General features: G+C 65.8%; 21 protein-coding genes. 11 read left to right on the forward strand and 10 right to left on the reverse strand.

Features of this window, described 5'->3' with window-relative positions; translation table 11 throughout:
- Window positions 1-3 precede the first annotated feature (3 nt).
- Window positions 4-189: a NepR family anti-sigma factor gene (locus ACO05N_RS10590; protein WP_422057064.1), complete on the reverse strand. Its 186-nt coding sequence runs from the start codon at window positions 187-189 to the stop codon at window positions 4-6.
- Window positions 190-421: 232 nt separating this feature from the next.
- Between ACO05N_RS10590 and ACO05N_RS10595 the strand changes: the two genes are divergently transcribed.
- The 3 genes from ACO05N_RS10595 (at window position 422) to ACO05N_RS10605 (ending at window position 2,109) form a co-directional block, all read left to right on the forward strand.
- Window positions 422-1,228, forward strand: a complete 807-nt coding sequence (locus tag ACO05N_RS10595; protein WP_422057065.1) for a response regulator — start codon at window positions 422-424, stop codon at window positions 1,226-1,228.
- A gap of 49 nt (window positions 1,229-1,277) precedes the next feature.
- A complete protein-coding gene (locus ACO05N_RS10600) occupies window positions 1,278-1,415 on the forward strand; it encodes a hypothetical protein (RefSeq protein WP_422057066.1) in 138 nt (45 codons plus the stop codon).
- Between the two features lie 79 nt (window positions 1,416-1,494).
- A complete protein-coding gene (locus ACO05N_RS10605) occupies window positions 1,495-2,109 on the forward strand; it encodes a sigma-70 family RNA polymerase sigma factor (protein ID WP_422057067.1) in 615 nt (204 codons plus the stop codon).
- A gap of 17 nt (window positions 2,110-2,126) precedes the next feature.
- Here ACO05N_RS10605 and ACO05N_RS10610 read toward each other — a convergent pair whose 3' ends face one another.
- Entirely contained in the window at window positions 2,127-2,327 is a 201-nt protein-coding gene (locus tag ACO05N_RS10610) for a hypothetical protein (RefSeq protein ID WP_422057068.1), read from the reverse strand.
- A gap of 80 nt (window positions 2,328-2,407) precedes the next feature.
- Here ACO05N_RS10610 and glnE point away from each other — a divergent pair, with 80 nt between their 5' ends.
- From glnE to ACO05N_RS10645, 7 genes are all read left to right on the forward strand, one after another.
- Entirely contained in the window at window positions 2,408-5,095 is a 2,688-nt protein-coding gene (glnE, locus tag ACO05N_RS10615) for a bifunctional [glutamate--ammonia ligase]-adenylyl-L-tyrosine phosphorylase/[glutamate--ammonia-ligase] adenylyltransferase (RefSeq protein ID WP_422057069.1), read from the forward strand.
- Window positions 5,092-5,568, forward strand: a complete 477-nt coding sequence (locus ACO05N_RS10620) for a peroxiredoxin (RefSeq protein ID WP_422057070.1) — start codon at window positions 5,092-5,094, stop codon at window positions 5,566-5,568. Before glnE ends, ACO05N_RS10620 begins: the two co-directional genes overlap by 4 nt.
- On the forward strand, window positions 5,565-6,377 hold the full coding sequence (locus tag ACO05N_RS10625; RefSeq protein ID WP_422057071.1) for a ferritin-like domain-containing protein: 813 nt from the start codon (window positions 5,565-5,567) through the stop codon (window positions 6,375-6,377). Before ACO05N_RS10620 ends, ACO05N_RS10625 begins: the two co-directional genes overlap by 4 nt.
- 99 nt (window positions 6,378-6,476) lie before the next feature.
- Window positions 6,477-7,652: a M23 family metallopeptidase gene (locus ACO05N_RS10630; RefSeq protein ID WP_422057072.1), complete on the forward strand. Its 1,176-nt coding sequence runs from the start codon at window positions 6,477-6,479 to the stop codon at window positions 7,650-7,652.
- A gap of 103 nt (window positions 7,653-7,755) precedes the next feature.
- Window positions 7,756-8,097: an iron-sulfur cluster insertion protein ErpA gene (gene erpA, locus ACO05N_RS10635; protein WP_422057073.1), complete on the forward strand. Its 342-nt coding sequence runs from the start codon at window positions 7,756-7,758 to the stop codon at window positions 8,095-8,097.
- 7 nt (window positions 8,098-8,104) lie between these two features.
- Window positions 8,105-8,878, forward strand: a complete 774-nt coding sequence (gene xth, locus ACO05N_RS10640; RefSeq protein ID WP_422057074.1) for an exodeoxyribonuclease III — start codon at window positions 8,105-8,107, stop codon at window positions 8,876-8,878.
- A 223-nt stretch (window positions 8,879-9,101) separates the two neighbouring features.
- Entirely contained in the window at window positions 9,102-9,347 is a 246-nt protein-coding gene (locus tag ACO05N_RS10645) for a hypothetical protein (RefSeq protein WP_422057075.1), read from the forward strand.
- Between the two features lie 56 nt (window positions 9,348-9,403).
- Here the strand turns inward: ACO05N_RS10645 and ACO05N_RS10650 are convergent, their stop codons facing one another.
- Window positions 9,404-10,564, reverse strand: coding sequence for an N-acetyltransferase (locus ACO05N_RS10650; protein ID WP_422057076.1), 1,161 nt, complete (start codon window positions 10,562-10,564; stop codon window positions 9,404-9,406).
- A gap of 160 nt (window positions 10,565-10,724) precedes the next feature.
- Here ACO05N_RS10650 and ACO05N_RS10655 point away from each other — a divergent pair, with 160 nt between their 5' ends.
- A complete protein-coding gene (locus ACO05N_RS10655; protein ID WP_422057077.1) occupies window positions 10,725-11,846 on the forward strand; it encodes a fatty acid desaturase family protein in 1,122 nt (373 codons plus the stop codon).
- Between the two features lie 159 nt (window positions 11,847-12,005).
- Here ACO05N_RS10655 and lptG read toward each other — a convergent pair whose 3' ends face one another.
- The 7 genes from lptG to proB form a co-directional block, all read right to left on the reverse strand.
- Entirely contained in the window at window positions 12,006-13,109 is a 1,104-nt protein-coding gene (gene lptG / locus ACO05N_RS10660; protein WP_422057078.1) for an LPS export ABC transporter permease LptG, read from the reverse strand.
- A complete protein-coding gene (gene lptF / locus ACO05N_RS10665; protein WP_422057079.1) occupies window positions 13,106-14,305 on the reverse strand; it encodes an LPS export ABC transporter permease LptF in 1,200 nt (399 codons plus the stop codon). The genes lptG and lptF overlap by 4 nt, the downstream gene beginning before the upstream one ends.
- Before the next feature lie 85 nt (window positions 14,306-14,390).
- Window positions 14,391-16,349 carry an ATP-binding protein gene (locus ACO05N_RS10670; protein ID WP_422057080.1) on the reverse strand — a complete coding sequence of 653 codons (1,959 nt, stop codon included), beginning with the start codon at window positions 16,347-16,349 and terminating at the stop codon, window positions 14,391-14,393.
- Window positions 16,350-16,389: 40 nt separating this feature from the next.
- Window positions 16,390-17,580 carry a serine palmitoyltransferase gene (gene spt / locus ACO05N_RS10675; RefSeq protein ID WP_422058738.1) on the reverse strand — a complete coding sequence of 397 codons (1,191 nt, stop codon included), beginning with the start codon at window positions 17,578-17,580 and terminating at the stop codon, window positions 16,390-16,392.
- 68 nt (window positions 17,581-17,648) lie between these two features.
- Window positions 17,649-17,891, reverse strand: coding sequence for an acyl carrier protein (locus tag ACO05N_RS10680; RefSeq protein WP_422057081.1), 243 nt, complete (start codon window positions 17,889-17,891; stop codon window positions 17,649-17,651).
- 226 nt (window positions 17,892-18,117) lie between these two features.
- A complete protein-coding gene (locus tag ACO05N_RS10685; RefSeq protein WP_422058739.1) occupies window positions 18,118-19,020 on the reverse strand; it encodes an NAD-dependent epimerase/dehydratase family protein in 903 nt (300 codons plus the stop codon).
- Window positions 19,021-19,022: 2 nt separating this feature from the next.
- Entirely contained in the window at window positions 19,023-20,126 is a 1,104-nt protein-coding gene (gene proB, locus ACO05N_RS10690) for a glutamate 5-kinase (protein WP_422057082.1), read from the reverse strand.
- Window positions 20,127-20,252 lie beyond the last annotated feature (126 nt).

A 20,252-nucleotide genomic window follows, 5' to 3' on the forward strand; every position in this document is an offset into this window, starting at 1 on the left:
AATTCAGTCGAGCTTGCGCAGCAGGTCGAGCAGGTCGTCGGGAATATCCTCACCCGCGGCATCCTGATAAACGCGCCGCAGCGCATCGCCGATATTGCGATCGGATTGCGGCGCCGCGCCGCCCATTTGCGGCGGCTGGTCCGCGCCGTTTGACGGCGTCGCCTTGTTTTTGTCGTCGGCCGGAAACACCTCGTCCCCCTGATTGCCCGGGATACGGGCGGATGCACAATATTTTCGACGGCTGCAAGCCATCACCCATCCGACGCAGGGTCGAACAGCGGGGATGAAACCAATCCGAAGCTCGTTTGTTCCACAGGCGATGCGAAATCCGGGGAGGGGCTTCCTTTGGATCAGCATATGCCTTGTAATGCACTGATACCGTAGCCAAACAGCCGGTATTGCCGAAGGAGAATATGTTCCCATGTCGCTAGGACAGCAGCTCGCGCCTCATCTGCCTTTTCTGCGCCGTTATGGTCGCGCGCTTACCGGCAGCCAGACCGAGGGCGATCGTTATGTGCGCGCCACGCTCGAGGCGATCGTCGCAGCGCCCGAAGAATTTCCGCGCACCGTCGATCCGCGGCTGGGGCTGTACCGTACCTTCCAGGCGATCTGGAGCTCGACCCATCCCGATGCAGACCGCGATCCGGGCGATGTCGGCAGCCCGACCGAGAATGAGGCTATTGCCCGTGCGCGCCTTGCCCGGCTCGCACCGCGTTCGCGTCAGGCGTTGCTGCTGACGGCGATGGAAGGTTTTACGAGCGAGGATACGGCCTATCTGCTGGATGAATCGGCCGATGCGGTCGAGGATTTGGTGTCGCATGCGCTCTCGGAGATCGAGCGCCAGACGCGTGCGCGCGTCCTGATTATCGAGGACGAGCCGCTGATCGCGATGGACCTGGAAACGATCGTCCGCGATCAGGGCCATGACGTGACCGGCGTGGCGGTGACGCGCGACGAGGCAGTCGCACTCGCGATGGAGGATCGCCCCGGCCTGGTGCTGGCCGATATCCAGCTGGCGGACGACAGTTCGGGCATCGACGCGGTGAAGGATATCCTGGCGCAGTTCGATGTGCCGGTAATCTTCATCACCGCCTTCCCGGAGCGGCTGCTGACCGGTGAGCGGCCCGAGCCGACCTTCCTGATCACCAAGCCGTTTCAGCGGTCGACGGTGAAGGCGGCGATCAGCCAGGCGCTGTTTTTCGACCAGGCGACCGTCCCGGCGACCTGAAAGTTCCATTTCTTACGGACCTAAAACGGTTCTGGGGGGTTGTGCGGTCATGGCTGACCAAAACGACCCCCTGCATATCGAAACCGACCGCGTCCGTGCTGGGGCCACCCCGCACATGACGCGGTATATCCTGGCGATCTCGCTGACACTGATCATCGTGATCTTTGCGATTTTCCTGCTGATATGAACGATCTGCTTGGTGGATGCGCGCGGCGCGTCTATCTACTGTGGTGCGGCAGAATGCTGCGCAAGACGAACGGATTTTGATGAGCGACACCGACGAATACGCGCCAGTGGAGCATGTTGCGCTCTCTGACCCCGAGTTCAAAAAGCAGCTCGCGGTTGTGATCCCGCATCTGCGTGCATTCGGGCGCTCGCTTTCGGGCAGTCGCGACCTGGCCGACGATCTTGTGCAGGAGACGTTGATGAAGGCATGGGCCGCGCGCAAGCGGTTCCAAGCCGGAACGAACATGCGCGCATGGACCTTCATCATCCTGCGCAACCTGTATCTGAGCCAGATGCGCCGCGCGCGGTTCAAGGGCGAATGGGACGATTTGGTTGCCGACCGCATTCTCGCCGCGCCCGCCAGTCAGGACCGCCATGTCGAGCTGGCCGACATGCAGCGGGCACTGCTGCATCTTCCCCAGCCCCAGCGTGAGGCGCTGATCCTAGTCGGCGCGGGCGGCTTTGCTTATGAGGAAGCAGCCGAGATTTGCGGCGTGGCTGTCGGAACGATCAAGAGCCGCGTCGCGCGTGGCCGCGTCGCGCTGGAGACGCTGATGAGCGGTGGCGATCTGCCGTCACGCGCGGACAGCGTCAGCGACGGGCGCAGCGCGCTGGACACGATCATGGATCAAGTCGACGTACTCAGCCGCGAATGAGGGAACCGGCGGGTGGGTCAACCGTGGTCGTTGTGCCCGGTTCCTCGATTGACCGCGCTCAGCCGGCCCAGCAGTTCCTGCATATCCGAAGGCAGGTCCCGGTCGTCCAAATAGGTCTCACGAAGAACGAAGCCGATCGGGTCGGTCGCGCGTGGCGCTTCCACCCAATAGCCGCTATCGCGTTGCCCGGAAGGCGATCGAGGTGCTTTGGAACCCATGCGATACAGAACGTCTCTTTTGCAAATTTGTTGCTTGACAGATCAGAAACTGTCTGATCGCCAGCCGAAACGATAATTGTATGGCTGGATCTGACCCTGCGATTGCCCACGCAATCGCACGTGCTGCGGGTAATGCGCCCTTCCTGGCTCATCTGATCGAGCGTGAGCAGGCACTGATCGGCGACATCGTAAATGCGGTACGCGATCCTTTTTCCGCGGCGCGGATCGACGATCCAGCCATGCCGCTGTCCCGTCGATTGCGGATCGAGCGGCGGCGACTGGCGCTGGCGGCAGCGATCGGTGATCTGTCGGGGCAGCTCGATTTCGCCACGGTGACCCGCGCATTGTCGGATTTTGCGGACTATGCGCTGGATGCCGCGATCGGCGGAGCCATCGTCGAGCGGGTACCGGGGGCGGAGCCGCGCGGGCTCGCCGCGATTGCGCTTGGCAAGCAGGGGAGCCATGAGCTCAACTACTCGTCCGACATCGACCCGATCCTGATCTTCGACGCTGCCACGCTGCCACATCGCGAGCGCGATGCGGTCGAGGAGGCGGCGGTGCGGATCGGGCGGCGCGTGGTCGAGATTTTGCAGGCGCGCGATGCCGATGGCTATGTGCTGCGCATCGACCTGCGGCTGCGCCCCTCGCCCGAGGTGACGCCGATCGTGCTCCCGGCCGAGGCGGCGATCAGCTATTATGAATCGCAGGCGCTGCCCTGGGAACGGGCGGCCTTCATCCGCGCGCGGGCGGCGGCGGGGGATCGCACGCTGGGGCAGGGGTTCCTCGACACGATCCGTCCGTTCGTATGGCGGCGCGCGCTCGATTACGGCACGATCCGCGAGATTCGCGGCATTTCGCGCCGCATTCGCGATCACCATGCGCAGGGCCAGGCATTCGGGCCGGGGTTCGACCTGAAGCGCGGGCGCGGGGGCATCCGCGAGGTCGAGTTTTTCGCGCAGATCCACCAGCTGATCCATGGCGGGCGCGATCCGGCTTTGCGCGCGCCGGCGACGCTCGATGCGCTGGCGGCGCTGGCCGCGGCGGGGCGGATCGACGCGGATGCGGCAGCGCAGCTGCGCGACGCCTATATCCTGTTCCGCACGATCGAGCATCGCGTGCAGATGATCGACGACCGTCAGACCCATGCGCTGCCACATGGCGAGGCGCTGGACGCGGTAGCGCGGCTGCACGGACTCGACCGCGGCGGCGACCTGCTCGACCTGCTGCGCCCGCATGTCGAGGCGGTGGGACGCATCTATGACGCGCTCGACAGCGACGATGGCGGACAGGGTGCGACCGGGGCGGCGGTGGCCGAGGCGGGACTGGCCGAGGCCGGATTTGCCGATCCCGCAAGCGCGACCCGGCTGATCGAAGGATGGCGCAGCGGGCGCTATGGCGCATTGCGCAGTGCCCCGGCGCAGGCGGCGATGGAGGCGGCCTTGCCCCCGCTGATCGCCGCGATCGGCCAGTCGCCCGACCCGGGTGCAGCGCTGGCGCGGCTCGACACGATCCTGTCGCGGCTGCCGACCGCGCTCAACCTGTTCCATTTGCTGGAGGCGCGGCCGACACTGGCCCGGCTGCTCGGCACGATCCTGAGCCACGCGCCGACGCTGGCCGATGCCCTGGCACGCCGGGTCGAGCTGCTCGACGGGCTGATCGACGCGAGCGCGCTGGCACCGGTGGGGTCGGTGGCGGAGCTGGCGCGGGATATGGCGCGGCGCGAGGCGGGGGACGATTACCAGCGATTGCTGGACCATGTCCGCCAGATCGTCGGCGAGAAGCGCTTTGCCCTGGGCGCACAGATCGTGGCAGGGGCAAGCGACCCGCTCGACGTGTCGGCGGGCTATGCGCGCGTGGCGGAAGCTGCACTGGCGGTGCTGGCCGAGGCGACCGTCGCGGAATTCGCGGGGCGGCACGGGAAGGTGCCGGGCAGCGAACTAGTGATCCTTGCACTCGGCCGGTTCGGCGGCGGGGCGCTGACCCATGCCAGCGACCTCGACCTCATCTTCCTGTTCACCGGCGATCACCTTGCCGAATCCGATGGCGAAAAGCCGCTGGGCGCGGTGACCTATTATAACCGCCTTGCCCAACGCGTGATTGCGGCGCTGTCGGTCGCGACGGCGGCGGGTGCGCTGTACGAGGTCGATACGCGGCTGCGCCCGTCGGGTGCGCAGGGGCCGCTCGTGGTCTCGCTCGACGGCTTTGCCCGCTATCAGCGCGAGGAAGCGTGGACCTGGGAGCATATGGCGCTGACCCGGGCGCGCACGGTGTTCGGATCGGCAGCTGGGCGCGGGGCGGTGGCGGGGGTAATCGCCGACGTGCTTGCAGGTAATCGGCCACAGCGGGATATTGCGGCGGAGGCGGCGAAGATGCGCGCCGACATGGCTGCGCACAAGCCGCCACAAGGGCCGCTCGACGCAAAGCTGTTGCCGGGCGGTCTGGTTGACCTGGAATTTTCGGTCCACACGCTTCAGCTGGTGCACCGCACGGCGTTCATGCCGGGACTGCGGGAAGCCGCGGATGTATTGTCCGCCGCAGGGCTGCTGTCGCCCGGGATCGGCGCCGCGCATGACTTCCTCACGCGCCTGCTGGTGACGATGCGGCTCGTGGCGCCGGATGCCCAGCCTCCGGGTGCAGCGACCCGTACAATGGTGGCCCACGCGGTCGGCGCGGCGGAATGGAATGATGTGGTTGCGTTGCTCGACCGGCACCGGCAGGAGGTCGCCGGGGCCTGGGCCATGGCGGCGCAAGCGCAAGGGAGCGGATGATGCGTATCGAGGAAGGCGACAAGATTCCGCCGGTCGAGCTGATCGATCTCGACGGCAACGGCTTTCGGCTGGACGGGATGATCGGGGCGCCGCTAGTGCTTTATTTCTACCCCAAGGACGACACGGCAGGTTGCACCCGCGAGGCGCAGGATTTCAGCGCGTTCAAAAGCCAGTTCGACGCGCGGGGGGTGCGGCTGCTCGGCGTATCGCGCGACAACACGATCAAGCACCAGAAGTTCGTCACCAAATATGATCTGACCGTCCCGCTGGCGACCGACCCGGATGGGAAGGCGCTGGAAGCGTTCGGGTCGTGGGTCGAAAAATCCATGTACGGCAAGAAATATATGGGCATCGACCGCTCGACGTTCCTGTTCGACGCCGATGGGACGCTGGTGCGGGCGTGGCGCAAGGTGCGCGTGCCCGGCCATGTGATCGAAGTGCTGGAAGCGGCGAAGGAGCTGGGTTCGGCGTGACCCGGACGGTGGCCGGGGCGGCGCGGGCGGTGCTCGCCGCCGCCGATCCGCTGGCAAAGGTCGCCGCGGCACGACAGGCGGCGCGCGACTGGCGGCTCGGGCGGCTCGACTTCGCGTTCGACGTGGCGATGCCCGACGAACCGGCGCGCCCCGATGCGCCCGAATTGTTGCCGCCCAACCGCATGCCCAAGCGCGGCAAGGGCGGATCGGAGCGCGGCCGCGTCGCGCTGATTCACGCGCTGGCCCATATCGAGTTCGTCGCGATCGACCTGGCGTTCGACCTTGTTGGACGGTTCGGCGCGCAGTTTCCGCGCGCCTTCACCGACGACTGGATGAAGGTCGGCGCGGATGAGGCAATGCATTTTGCGCTGCTCGACCGGCGATTGAAGCAGCTGGGCAGCCATTATGGCGCGATGCCCGCCCATGCCGGCCTGTGGGAGGCGGCTGTCGCGACTTCGGGCGACGCTGCCGCCCGCCTGGCGGTGGTGCCGATGGTGCTGGAGGCGCGCGGGCTGGATGTGACGCCGGCGACGATCGAGCGGTTCGCAGCGGTTGGCGACGATGCCACGGCCGCAATTCTCAGGCGGATTTTCCGCGACGAGATCGTGCACGTCGCGGCCGGCACGCGCTGGTTCGAATCGCTCTGTGCGGCGCGGCGAATCGATTCGCGTGTGGAATGGCGCGCGCTGCTGGATCGTTATTTTCGCGGAACGGTTAAGCCTCCGTTCAACGACTCGGCGCGCGAGACAGCCGGTCTGACGCGCGACTATTACGAAAGCCTTGCCGTACCCGGTGGGATCAGTCTCTAACCCAATCCGTCGGATGCGGAGGGGCTGCTTCCTGACGCGATTGCTTAACGAAGGCGTGTGCCACCTGAATTGGCGCGTGTCTGTGGTTGCCGGGGACTCATGGTCAGCACTACACTCAACGCGAATTTGGTAACGCGGTTCCGCGATCTGTTCACGACCCGTGATTTCATCTTTCATGACGGCCGCGACCTGAAGCGGTTCAGCGTGGCGGGACGGACCCAGGCGATCCTCGCCGGCGTCGCTGCCATCACCGTCACTTTCTCTGCCTATGGCGTGTCGCAGGCCGCGTTCGGCGCGATCATGGCGACCGGCGTCGCCGGCACCGCAGCGACGCCCGAAGCGCGGATGGAAAAGATGCGCGCCGAGATGACCCGGCTTGAGGCTGATGTCGCTGCCATCAAGGAAGCCGCCAAGGTCCAGGCCGCGCGCGTGGAACAGCGCCAGAAGATCATTGCCGGCGTGCTGAGCGGCAAGGGTTCGCCCGCCGATGTCGGCATGCCGATCGAGAATGTGTCGGTCGATGCCGATAGCGCGATGGCGCGCGAGGTGCTCGCCCCGCTCCGCCAGGTCGAGGCGCGTCAGACGCAGCTGGCGGCAAAGGCGCACCGCACCGCGCAAATCCGCCTCCACCTGACCCAGCAGCAGCTGCGCAAGATGGGTATCCAGCCCGAGCGCTTCGTCGGCGGCGGCATGGGCGGTCCGTATGAAGCGGCACCCGAGGGTACAGCCGCAGCGGGCGAGGCGAGTGCCGACGCGCAGTTCCGCTCGCTGTTCCAGACCTGGCAGAAGCTCGACGTGCTCGAACAGTCGGTGATTGCGATCCCGTCGCTCCAGCCGGTCGAAAATATGCGCCTGACCAGCAGCTTCGGCGTCCGCTCCGATCCGTTCCATGGCACGGCGGCGATGCATGCGGGCATCGACATTCCGGGGCCGGTCGGCACGCCGATCTATGCCACTGCGGACGGCGTGACGGGCCGTACCGGTCGCTTTGGCGGTTATGGCAACCTCATCACGATCGACCATGGCAAGGGCATCGAGACCCGCTATGGCCATCTGTCCAAAATCCTCGTCGCGCCGAACACCCGGGTGCGTCGCGGCCAGTTGATCGGCCTGATGGGGTCGACCGGCCGGTCGACCGGCAGCCATCTTCACTATGAAGTCCGTGTCGACGGCAAGGCGCTGAACCCGATGCCGTTCATGCAGAACGCCAGCGTGATCGAGCAGGTCGAGCAGAGCGCCGCACGGCTGCAGCTGACCGCGGTCGGCGGTAACTGATCCAGACGAAATAACAGGAGAGGGACGGGGCCGCACCGGGACAACCGGGCGGCCCTTTTGCGTTTGGCTTGCGGCCATCGTGTGGGACGCCTATCTGCTGGGCATGGCAACCGCGCTTTCCGAAGAGATCGGCCTTACCCCCGCTGCTGCCGCGCGTGTCGCGGCGATTGCAGCCAAGCAGGGCAAGCCCGCCGTGCTGCGCCTCTCGGTCGAGGGCGGGGGATGTTCAGGCTTTCAGTACAAGTTCGAGCTGGCCGATGCGCCCGCCGATGACGATGCGATCGCGCGGACCGATGGCGTGACGCTGCTGGTCGATTCGATCAGCCTCGATCTGGTGCGCGGGGCGAGCGTGGATTTCGTCGAATCGCTCGGCGGTGCGGCATTCCGCGTGACCAATCCCAATGCTGCATCGGGCTGCGGCTGCGGCACCAGCTTCGCCGTCTGACCGCGCCTTGAAAATCGTCAGCTACAATGTGAACGGGATCAAGGCGCGACTGCCGCGCCTGGTCGAATATCTGACCGAGCAGCAGCCCGATGTGGTCTGCCTGCAGGAGCTGAAGTCGGCGGACGAGGGCTTTCCGGAGGCAGATATCCGTGCCGCGGGCTATGGCGCTGTGTGGCACGGGCAGAAGGGGTTCAACGGCGTCGCCATCCTCGCCAAGGGCGCGGATCCGGTCGAGCGCAAGCGCGGCTTGGCGGGCGAGCCCGAGGACGAGCATAGCCGCTATATCGAGGCGGAGGTGAACGGCGTGGTGATCGCGTCGATCTACCTGCCCAATGGCAACCCGGTGCCGGGGCCGAAGTTCGATTACAAGCTGCGCTGGATCGATCGGCTGTCGGCGCACGCGCGCGACCTGCTGACCGAAGAGCGGCCGGTCGTGCTGGCGGGCGATTACAACGTCATTCCCAATGACGATGACGTCTATTCGGTCAGGGCAATGGCCGATGACGCATTGATGCAGCCGGACTCGCGGCAGGGGTATCGCGCGCTGCTGGCGCAGGGCTGGACCGACGCGCTGCGCACACGCTTTCCGGCGGGGCGGGTGTGGACCTTCTGGGACTATCAGGCGGGTGCATGGCAGCGCGATGCAGGTTTCCGCATTGACCATCTCTTGCTCAGCCCGATGGCCGCGGATCGCTTTGGCGATGCTGGCGTCGACAAGGACTATCGCGGTCGCGAGAAGGCGAGCGATCATGCGCCGACCTGGGTGAAATTGCGCAGCTAGCGCCGGGTTGATGTCCGCTTTGGCGCAATCGCCGCGCTGAACAATGGTGAATTTTCCTGATCTTCGGTGAATATTTTCCCGATCGTTGCTCTTGCAACGAGCTAAACCATTGTTTTTGCAGAATTCGAGTGTTTGGCATGACTAATGCACTAACACAGCTGCGGGTAGAGCAGAGCAACCAGCCGGCCCGCAAGCCCCAAGCAATTCCCGAGGAGACTTTATCATGCGCAAGTTCATCACCGCCGCGGCAGCCAGCCTGATCATTGCCAGCGCCGCCCCCGCGATGGCCCGTGACACCGCTCCGTCGGCGTCGGCTCAACCGGACGACGCAGCCGCCGTGCAGGCGGATACCAAGCGCTATTGCGTCGTGACGAAGACCACCGGTTCGCGCCTGGCGAAAAAGACCTGCAAGACCCGCGCGGACTGGATCGCCCAGGAGAATTTCGATCCCCTCGCCCCCGAACGGTAACGAGGGCGCGGCCCGCGGCGCCCCCTATCGCCGCGGGCCGCAATTACCGATCGCCGTCAGCCAAGTTCCTTCGCGTAGATCTGGTAAACCCGGTTCACCCGGCTCTCGATCGTCTCGGCGATGGCGTTCATCCCCTGATTATCGTCAAGCACCCAGCCGATTTCACCACGCGACGCACCGAAATCGGCGACCGCATCGCGCCGGATATATTCGATCATCATGAAAGCCAGCTGGCTCGCCATGCGTGATCCCTGCAGCTTCTTGAGCACGCCCATCAGGGGAACACGCATCGTGCGCGCCTTGCCGCGGTGCAGCCACCACAGCAGCTTGGCCCAGCCGAGCGGGAACAGGTTGCCGTCGAGCGGCGCGATCGCTTCGTTGAGGTCGGGCAGGGTGATCATGAACGCGACCGCCTCGCCATCCAGTTCGGCGATGCGGATCAGCTTTTCGAACACGATCGGCTTCAGCTTCTTGCCGACATCGTCGATCTCCGGCTGGGTCAGCGGCACGAAGCCCCAATTGTCCGACCAGGCATCGTTGAGGATACCAAGGATGATCGCGGCCTCTTCCGCGAAGCGCGACTTGTCGACGGTACGGATGCGGATGCGATCGTTCTTTTCGCCCAGCGCGATGATGCGTTGGACCAACGGCGGAAACGCATGTGTGATGTCCAGCTCATAGGTTTTGAGCTGCTTGACCGGGGCAAAGCCCGCATCCTCGATATAAGTGCGATAGGCCGGCTTGTGATGGCCCATCATCACGGTCGGGGCGTGATCATGGCCCTGGATGAGCAGACCCGGCTCTTCCCAGATCGACAGCGAGACGGGGCCGATCACGCGGTTCCTCCCCTTTTTGCGCAGCCAGTCCTGTGCAGTGTTGATCAGCGCGCGCGCGACCGTGGCATCCTCCGCCTCGAACAGGCCAAAAAAGCCGGTGCCGGGGCCGAAGCCCTGTTCCGCCGGCATTTCCAGCGCCAACCGGTCGATATGCGCGGCAATTCGTCCCACCGGGCGGCCATCGCGTTCGGCCAGGAACAACTGCGCCTCGGCGTGGCTGAACCAGCCATTTTTCCTCGGATCGATCGCGCCCGCGACCTCGCTGCGCAGCGGCGGCACCCAATTGGGGTCGCCGCGGTTGAGGCGATAGGCGAGTTCGATGAAATCGCGCTTGTCCGCCTTGCTGGTAACCGGACGGATGGCGAGGGGGGCGTTGGCCACGAATTGGCACCTTTCGTTGATGTCGGTCAAAGCAGTCACGCCAAGCAGGCGACAAGTCAACCGCACGCGATTGAGTTGGTGGCACGGCGCCGGCCCAGCTCGGCTGGACTGCAAACGGGAGACTGTTGAAATGCCACGCAATAGCCACGATCTGCTGGCAATGCCTTACGCTATGAACACCCTCGCCCTTGATGCGGCCGTGCCGGACCGCGCGGCTGACGCGCCCGCCGCGCCGGCGAAGATCCGCCTGTCGGGCATGGCCGATGACAAGGCGATGCTGCGCGCGGCGGCCGAACTGACACGCGACCTGCAGACGCCCAGCCCGCGGATTTACTGGACCGATTTCCTGGGCTCGGCAGCAATTGGCTATGCCGCGCTGGCCGGGGCGATCCTTGCCCCGTCACTGGGCTGGGCTCTCGCAAGTGCGGTGCTGGCGGTGCTCGCGCTCTATCGCGCAAGCCTGTTCATCCATGAGATTACGCACCTCAAGCATTCGCTGCTGCCCGGTTTCCGGGTGGGGTGGAACCTGCTGCTCGGCATCCCGATGATGCTGCCGAGCTTCATGTACGAGGGCATTCACACGATCCACCATACGCGCACGCGCTATGGCACGGTCGAGGATCCCGAATATCTGCCGCTGGCGCTGATGAAGCCGTGGACGCTGCCGGTGTTCCTGCTGGTCTCGACGTTGATGCCGGTCGGCCTCTTGCTGCGCTTTGGTGTGCTGGGTCCGCTGTCGCTGCTGTCGAAGAAGCTGCGCCGCATCGTTGTCGGCCGTTATTCGGGCCTGCAGATCAACCCGAAGTTCGAGCGCAAGTCGCCCGAAGGCGAATTTGCGAAACAGTGGCGCTGGCAGGAAATCGGCGCGAGCGTGGTTGCGGTGACGCTGATCGCCACGGTTGCGACCGGCGTGCTGCCGCTCAAGGCGTTTCTGACCTATATGCTCGTGATCTCGGGCGTCGCGGTGCTCAACCAGGTTCGCACGCTGGTTGCGCATCTGTGGGAGAATGAGGGCGAGCCGCTGACGGTGACCGCGCAGTATCTAGACAGCGTCAACGTGCCGGGCGGGTTCCTGCCCTATCTGTGGGCGCCGGTTGGCCTGCGCTTCCACGCGCTGCATCACCTGTTGCCGAGCCTGCCCTATCATTCGCTGGGCGAGGCGCATCGGCGGCTGTCGGAGGCGCTGGGGGCCGACTCGACCTATCAGGGCGCCAACTACCCGACACTGCGTGGACTGATGGCGCGGCTGGCGGCGAGCACGATGAAGGTGCGGGCGGGCTGACGGCCGCTGCGAGCGTGATCGGATTGGGGCGGCGGGCGAATGCCTTGCCGCCCTTTCTCGTCTGTCCGGGCTCGACCCGGGCCGGGGCTACTTCCTCATTCGACCAAGGCAGCACGGCCCCGGGTCAAGCCCGGGGCGACGTTGGAGGGGGAAGTCCCGCTATTCCTCGCTCTTGAGCAGCACCGCTTCGCCGATCATCGCGAACAGCAGGAACGGTGCCCAGGCGGCGAGGAAGGGCGGGTAGGCGCCCAAATTGCCCATCGCCAGCGCGAAATTGTCGGCGACGAAATAGAGGAAGCCGAGGCCCATTCCCATTACCGCGCGCACGAACAGCTTGCCCGAGCGCGCGATGCCGAAAGCGGCGACGGCTGCGAGCAGCGGCATCAGCACGGCGGACAGCGGGCCGGACAATTTGTGCCACAGCGCGCCCTCCAGTGCCTTGGTCGGGCGACCGGCGGCGCGCAGGTCGTCGATCGCTTCGGCTAGCGCGCCGAACGACATGCTTTCGGCAACGACGTTGGACAGGGTAAACTGGTCGGGGCGGACGCCCTGCGCGACCACGACGCTGCCCAGCGGGGTCAGCTTGCCGGTCGCGACGTCGAACCGCTCGGCCCCGGTGACGCGCCAGCCATCGCCTTCGCGCCGCCCGGTCTTGGCGCGCACGAGCGATTTCAGCGCCGCGCCGTCACGCTCATAGACGGTGATGCCGCCCAGGATCGCCGCGTCGCCGCGACCCTTGATCTGCTGGGCATGGACCAGATGGCTGCCGTCGCGCACCCAAACGTTCGAGCGGTCGCCGCGATCGATCGGCAAGGGGCCATATTCGACCTTCTTCCACGCCGCCAGCGTCGTGCTGGCGCGCGAGACAATGCGGTCATTGAAGGTAAAGGAGATGATGGCGACACCCAGCCCCGCGATCATCAGCGGCGCCAGGACCTGATGCGCCGAGAGGCCCGACGCCTTGAGCGCAATAATCTCGCTGTTCTGGTTCATCGTGGTGAAGGTGATGATCGTGCCCAGCAACACCGAGAAGGGCAGGAAGGTCGCAATGATCTGAGGCACGCGCAGGCTGACATATTGCCACACTTGCGCATCGCCATTGCCGGGATAGGCTAGGATCCGCCCGGATTCGCTGAGCAGGTCGAGCGTCTGAAGGATCAGCACCAGCCCGATCAGGAAGGCAAAGGTATTGATGAGGAACGATCGCGCCATATAGAGCGACACGGTCCGCGACGGGAAGAAATCGGTGAGCGCGTGGATCATGCCGCCGCCTTCCGCTTGCGCCGGCCAGGCAGATATTTGGCCACCGATTTCCACGCCTTGGCGAAGAATTTCTCGAGCGCGCCGATCGGTTGTCCGCCCGGGACGAAGGCTAGGGTGTAGTACATCCAGAACACCAGTCCGGCGAAGATCAGGAACGGGCCCCACAGAGCGATCAGCGGGTCGATCCGCCCCAGGCTCCCGATCGATTGGGCGTATTCGTTGATCTTATGATAGGTGACGATCATCACGATCGACAGGAAAACGCCGAGCGCCGATGTCGATCGCTTGGGCGGTACCCCCAGGGCCAGCGCGAGGAAGGGCAGCAGCAGCATCGTCGCGACCTCGACCACCCGGAAGTGGAAGGTCGATCGGCTGGCATCGCGCTCCTGCTCGCTCGCCTGCGGATCGCTCCCGATCTGGGCGAGCTGGGGCAGGGTGAGCTCCAGCTTGTTCTCGCCACGCTGGCGAAACTGTTCGAACTTGGGCAGGTCGATCGGCAGGTCATGCGCGTCGAAGGTCAGCACGCGCGGCACGTCGAACTTGGGCGACTGGTGGATCAGCGTACCCTTGGTCAGGCGAAAGATGATGACGTCGGGATCGTCGGTGCGCAGGAACTGGCCCTTTTCCGCAGTGGCGGACACGATGTCGCCGCCGGGCGCACGCGCGCTGACGAAGATGCCGGAAAGATCGCGGCCTTCATTCTTGCTCTCCTCGATCCGCAGCGTCATGCGATCGCCGAGATTGGTGAACTCCCCGACCTTGATCGACGCGCCGAGCGCGCCGGTACGCAATTCGAACCGCAGACCTTCGTAATTGTAGCGGGCATAGGGCTGGATATAGCCGACGATCGCGAGGTTCAGCGCGGCGAGTGCGATGGCGTACATGAACGGCACGCGCAGCATGCGCCCATAGCTCATCCCCACCGCGCGCAACACGTCGAGCTCCGACGTGGTGGCAAGGCGGCGGAAGGCGAGCAGGATGCCGAGCATCAGCCCGATCGGGATGCCGAGACCCAGATACTCGGGCAGCAGATTGGCGAGCATCTGCCACACTACGCTGACCGGCCCGCCCTCGCTCGCGACGAAGTCGAACAGGCGCAGCATCCGGTCGAGCACCAGCAGCATTGCCGAGATCAGCAGCGTGGAGATCAGCGGGACCGCGATCAGGCGCGCCATGTACCGGTCGAGTGCGGTCATCGAATTGGGTTCGCGCCTTCAAACTGATTACATGTCGGCCGCGCCGACGGGAATAGGCCTGCTATATCGAAGGTTGCAGGTAAATCTAGCCTGTGGCCGCGTCGGTATGCTCTTGGAACGCGATCGCGTCCGCCAGCGCCTGTTCCAGACCGGCAAGGGTAAAGGGTTTGCGCAGCACCGGCCGGGCCGCGAAGCGATCCTCGTCACCCTCGCCGGCATAGCCGGTGACATAGAGGATGGCGACCGACCGCAGCTGCGGTTCGAGCGCCGTGACCATTTCCGGCCCGGTCTGGCCTGGCATCAGCACATCGGTCATCACCAGATCGAGCGCACGCAGGCCCGCGACGATGCGCGGCGCGGCCAGCGGATCACTGCACGCGACCGGGCGGTGGCCCAGTTCCTCCAGCGCGGCCAGCGTGGCGATGAGGACGCGCGAGTCGTCCTCGACCACCAGAATGTCGAGTGCGCGGTGGGGCCCAGGCCGTGGTCCCACCCGTTCGACGACCGGAGCTGTGCGCGTTGCGGTCGCATGGCAGGGCAGGAGCATGGTCACCGTGGTACCGACGCCCACGGTCGATTCGATCCGCACCTCGCCCCCGGACTGCCGGACAAAGCCGAAAATCTGGCTGAGGCCGAGGCCGGTTCCCTTGCCGACCGGTTTGGTAGTGAAGAACGGTTCGAACACCCGGTCCATCACTTCGCGGGTCATGCCCGTGCCGGAATCCGTCACCGAAATGCGGACATAATCGCCCGGAGCACATTCACCGGCATCGTCGCCATCGAGCGCGACATGGCCCGATGCGATGATCAGCGTACCGCGCCCGTCCATCGCATCGCGCGCGTTCACCGCAAGGTTGAGCAGCGCATTTTCGAGCTGGACGCGATCGGCCCAGACGCACCATTCGGTCCCCTCGCTGCGCGTTTCGATGACGATCCCCTCGCCCAGCGTGCGGTCGAGCAGCACCGACATGCCCTCGATCAGCTCGGTCGGTTCGATCGCTTCGGGAGCGAGCGCTTCGGAGCGGGCGAATCCGAGCAGCTGGCGGGTCAGCGCCGCGGCGCGGCTCGCGCCCTCGCCGGCATTGTCGATATGCCGCAGCGCTTCATCGGCATCAGGGGGCAGATTGCGTTTCGCCAATTCCAGCCCGCCAAGGACGACGGCAAGCATGTTGTTGAAATCATGCGCAATCCCGCCTGTCAGCTGACCGACTGCCTCCATCTTCTGGACTTGGCGCAGCTTGTCCTCGGCGGCCGCGCGTTCGCGCGCTTCGGCCTGAAGCCCGGCGGTTGCAGCGGCGACCGCGGCTTCCATCTCGACCGAGCGCGCGCGCTGGACCTCGGCTTCGGCGGCTGCGGCGGCACGGTCCCGGATTGCGCGGACATTGAGCCACGCCAGGATGATTGCGCCGAAAGCGAGCAGGACGCCAAAGATCGCGAGCTTGTTGGTTTCCTGCACCGCGTTTGCGGCAGTCGCCCGCGCTTGTCCCGCGCGTGCACTGAGCTGCGTTCGTTCGGCGGCGAAAATGGCGCCGGATTCGCGGGTCAGCACCGCCAGATGGGGCGACCGGCGCGCCTCGTTGAAAAAGGCATAGGCCGCCGCGTTGCGTCCGAAATTGGTATTCTGAGCGACCTGTGCCAGTTCGGCGCCGCGCGCGACGAAGGCGCTTCGCAACCGCGCGGCGCGCGCACGCTGCTCACGATCGCCCCGGATCCGGCGTTCGAGCAGGCCGAGCTGGCCATCGGCGCGACGCCACTGTTCGATATAGTCGCGTCCCATCCGCCGCTCGCCCGCCACGACATAGCGGCCCAGCGTTGCCTCTGCGCTTGCCATGGTGGCGGAGAAGCTCTGGACAAGGACCATCGCTTCATAGCTGTCGGATTGAAGGTCCAGGGCGATTTCGCGCTGGCGATGGGCGTCGTATTGATTGCCGACCAGCGCGGCGAGCACGCCGATGCCCAGAGCTCCGACCACGATCATCAGCCCGGCGCGCCAGTCCAGTTCGGACAGGCGGCGGGTCAGGGTCGTGAGGCGGTTCTCACTCATGCGACGATGTCCAGGCGGTCGCCGTGGCCGGCACCGGCGGTCAGGCGATGACGCCGACCGCCTGGCCCGCCGCCTTGAACATGCCCAGGATGCGCTGGATCTGTTCGGGCGTATGCTCCGCGCACAGCGAACAGCGCAGCAGGAATGTGCCGGCAGGGGTCGCGGGGGGACGGGCAAGGTTCACGTACAGCCCGTTTTCCAGCAGCGTCTGCCACATCGCCGCGCCCTGAACCTGATCGGTCAGGATCACCGCGATGATCGCGCTGTCGGCCTGTTCAGTCCCGAGCTTGAAGCCCATTTCCTTGAGGCCCGCGTGCAGCGTGCGGGCATTGTCCCACAGCTGCTCACGCTTCCTGGTCGCGGTCATCAGCTTGCGGATCGACGTCGCGGCGGTAGCGACGACGCTGGGCGGAAGCGACGCGGTGAAGATATAGGGACGGCAGGTGAGGCGGATCGCCTCGAACTTCGGGTGGTTCGAGACGCAGAAGCCGCCGACAGTGCCGACCGACTTGCTGAACGTGCCGACGATGAAATCGACATCGCCCTCACACCCCAGTGCCTCGTAAACGCCGCGGCCATTGGGGCCGTAAAAGCCCATCGAATGCGCTTCGTCGGACAGCACCATCGCGCCGTGCTTCTTGGCGACGGCGACCATTTCCTTGAGCGGGGCGATGTCGCCGAGCATCGAATAGACGCCCTCGAGCACCACCAGCTTGCCCGCTTCGGCGGGGAGGCGGCCAAGGCGCTTGTCGAGATCCTCGACGCTGTTGTGGCGGAAGCGGACGATTTCGGCGACGCCCTGCTTGCAGCCATCATAGATCGAGGCGTGGCTGTCGGCGTCGAGGATGATGTAGTCGCCCTTGCCGGCGAGCGTCGAGATCATGCCGAGATTGGCCATGTACCCGGTCGAGAACACGATCGCGCCGGTGGTGCCGTAGAAGTCGCGCAGTGCCTGTTCGACCTCCATATGGTCGCGGAACGTGCCGTTGAGCATGCGGCTGCCATTCGTGCCGCTGCCGAATTTCTCCAGCGCTTCCTTGCCCGCCGCGATCACGTCGGGATCGAAGGTCATGCCCATATAATTGTAGGTGCCGAGCAGGATCGTGTCCTTGCCCTTGATCACCGCTTCGGTCGGCGATTTCACCTGCTCCATCACCACCGCATAGGGATCGGTGAAGCCGGCATCGAGCAGCGCCTTGCGCTCCGCGATGATCGCGTCGAACTTGCTCATCAGATCGGGCTTGTCACCCGTCAGCGGAGCCGGAACGTCGGAGGTGGCAATGGCTTCGGTCACGTAGATTAGCCCTTCAGCTTCTGGACCGCGTCGACCAGCTGGCCGACCGTCTCGATCTCGGCCTGCATGTTCATGGTGATGATGATGTCGAACTCGTCCTCGATCGCCGCGACGAAATCCATCACCGTCAGGCTGTCCCATTCGAGATCGCCGGCGAAGGTGGTGGTTTCGGTCAGCGCGACGCCCTTCTTGTTGAAGGGTTCGATCTGGCCGGCGATGGTGGCAAAGGTGTCGTTACGGTCGCTCATGCGCGGTCCTTACTGGTGTGGGCTGGCACTGCCAAGCGATTGCGGCGGAATTGCGGGAAGAGCGGGGCGGCGCCTGACACCCCTTGGTGGGAAAACTGACGATTTTGAGCGGTTGTCATGCGAAGTGTCAGGCGGCCTGGCAGCGGTAATAGTGGGAGGGGGCGGGCCGGAACCATGAGGCGACCCAAGCAGCGAAAATCCAACATTTCAAGGGCGGGCGCGATCCCTAAAGCAATCGGTTCGACCGGTACCAGTCCGCCGTTTGAACCAGCCCGTCGCGCGTAGAGATTTGCGGGGTCCACAGGCTGGCAGGCGGGCGGTGGTGAGGGGTTGCCGTCCAGTCCGGATGGCTGAGATAGGCCGCACGATCGGGGGTGAGCTTGGCATTCGCCTCACGCAGGAAGCGGTCGGCGTGACCGACAAGGTGGAGCAGCGCGCGCGGGACGTGGAGCGGGATCGGCCGCTTGCCGACCGCGCCGCCGACCAGCCGGGCGAATTCGGCATGGCTGTAGCCGCCATCGACCCCGTCATCGCATTCGTAGATGTGGCGACCCGTGTCGGTTTCGGCCATCGCGACCAGCAGCCGGGCGAGGTCGTGGACATGGACCAACGAGACGCGGCCAGCCGGGGGCAGCACGACAAACCCGAACTTCGCCATCCGGAAGATGTCGCGCATCTCCAGGTCGCCGGGGCCATAGACGCCGGGCGGGCGGACCATCGTCCAGTCGAGGCCGGATTTGCGCACTTCGTCCTCGGCGCGCTCTTTCGATCGGCCATATTCGGACAGCTCCGGCTCGCGCGCCGAGAGCGACGAGACGTGGACGAAGCGACGCACGCCCATTGAGGCGGCGGCGGCGGCCATGCGCGCGGTGCCATGGACATTGCCATTGATGAAGCCGGCAGGGCTGAGCGCGTTCACCACCCCGGCGATATGAACCACCGCATCGGCACCGCTGGCGAGCCGGGCAAGCGCATCCTCGCTGTCGAGATTGCCGGCGATCCAGGTGACGCCGTCGCGCGGTGCCTGATCGCGGCGGGTGAGCGCGCGGACGCGGTGGCCGCGGGCGAGCGCGTAGTCGACGGTCGCCTTACCGACGAAGCCGGTAGCACCGGTGAGGGCGAGGGTCAGGCTCACAGCAGCACCATGTGGTTGCGGTGGACCAAAGCCGCGCGGGGGGCGTAGCCGAGGATCTCGCCCTGATCCTCGCTGCGGGTGCCGAGGATCGCCTGCGCTTCGCCCGCATCATATTCGGCGAGGCCGCGCGCGATCGGGCCGTTGGGCCCTTCGATGGTCACGAGGTCGCCGCGGAAGAACATGCCCCGCACGCCCGTGGCGCCGATGGCAAGCAGGCTGCGTCCTTCGGTGAGCGCCGCGGCGGCGCCGGCGTCGATCGCGATGCTGCCCTTGGCGGTGAGGCGACCTGCGAGCCAGGCTTTCCGGGCGCGGGTGCGTTTTTCGGGGAGGAAGATGGTGTGGCGCGCGTCGGCGGACAGCGGGCGGTCGATCCGGCCGCTGGCGATGGCGAGGCTGACCCCGGCGCTGGCGGCGATCCGGGCCGCTTCGATCTTTGATACCATCCCGCCCGATCCCATGCCGGATGCGGAGCCGCGATCGGCCATCCCCTCGATCCGCGCGTCGATCTGGGTGACCTGCGCGATATGCTGCGCGCCGGGGAGGGCGGGGTTGCGGTCGTACAGGCCGTCGATGTCGCTGAGCAGCACGACGCCGTTTGCATCGGCGGCCTGCGCGACGCGGGCGGCGAGGCGGTCATTGTCGCCGAAGCGGATTTCGGCGGTGGCGACGCTGTCATTTTCGTTGATGATCGGGACCACGCCGAGGCTGAGCAGGCGGCCGAGCGTCGCAGCGGCGTTGAGGTAGCGGCGGCGATCCTCAAGATCGTCGAGCGTCACCAGCATCTGCGCGGCGGTGAGGCGGTTCGCCGCGAGGACTTCGGCCCAGACCTGGCTGAGCGCGATTTGCCCGGTGGCGGCGGCGGCCTGCGCATCCTCAAGGCTGGCGCGGCCGCCCTTGGGCAGGTTGAGGCGGCGGGCACCGAGCGCGATTGCGCCCGAGGAAACGACCGCAACCTGCTGCCCCGCCTGCACGCGTTCGGCGATGTCGGCGGCGATCCCCTCAAGCCACTCACGCCGCACACCGCCGTCCGGGTCGACGAGCAGCGCCGATCCGATCTTGACGACGAGGCGTGGGCAGGAGGCGGGCGGGAAGAGGTTCATCGCGCGCGGCATACAGGCGAGGCGGGCGATGTGGGAAGTGGGAAGTGCAGGCGCGACCGAAGCACGCGCCCATTGACCATCAGGCCCGTCCAGCCGACAGGCCCGACACATCCCGTACCGAACTTC

Source organism: Sphingomonas sp. (assembly GCF_965227385.1).
Classification (GTDB): Bacteria; Pseudomonadota; Alphaproteobacteria; order Sphingomonadales; family Sphingomonadaceae; genus Sphingomonas.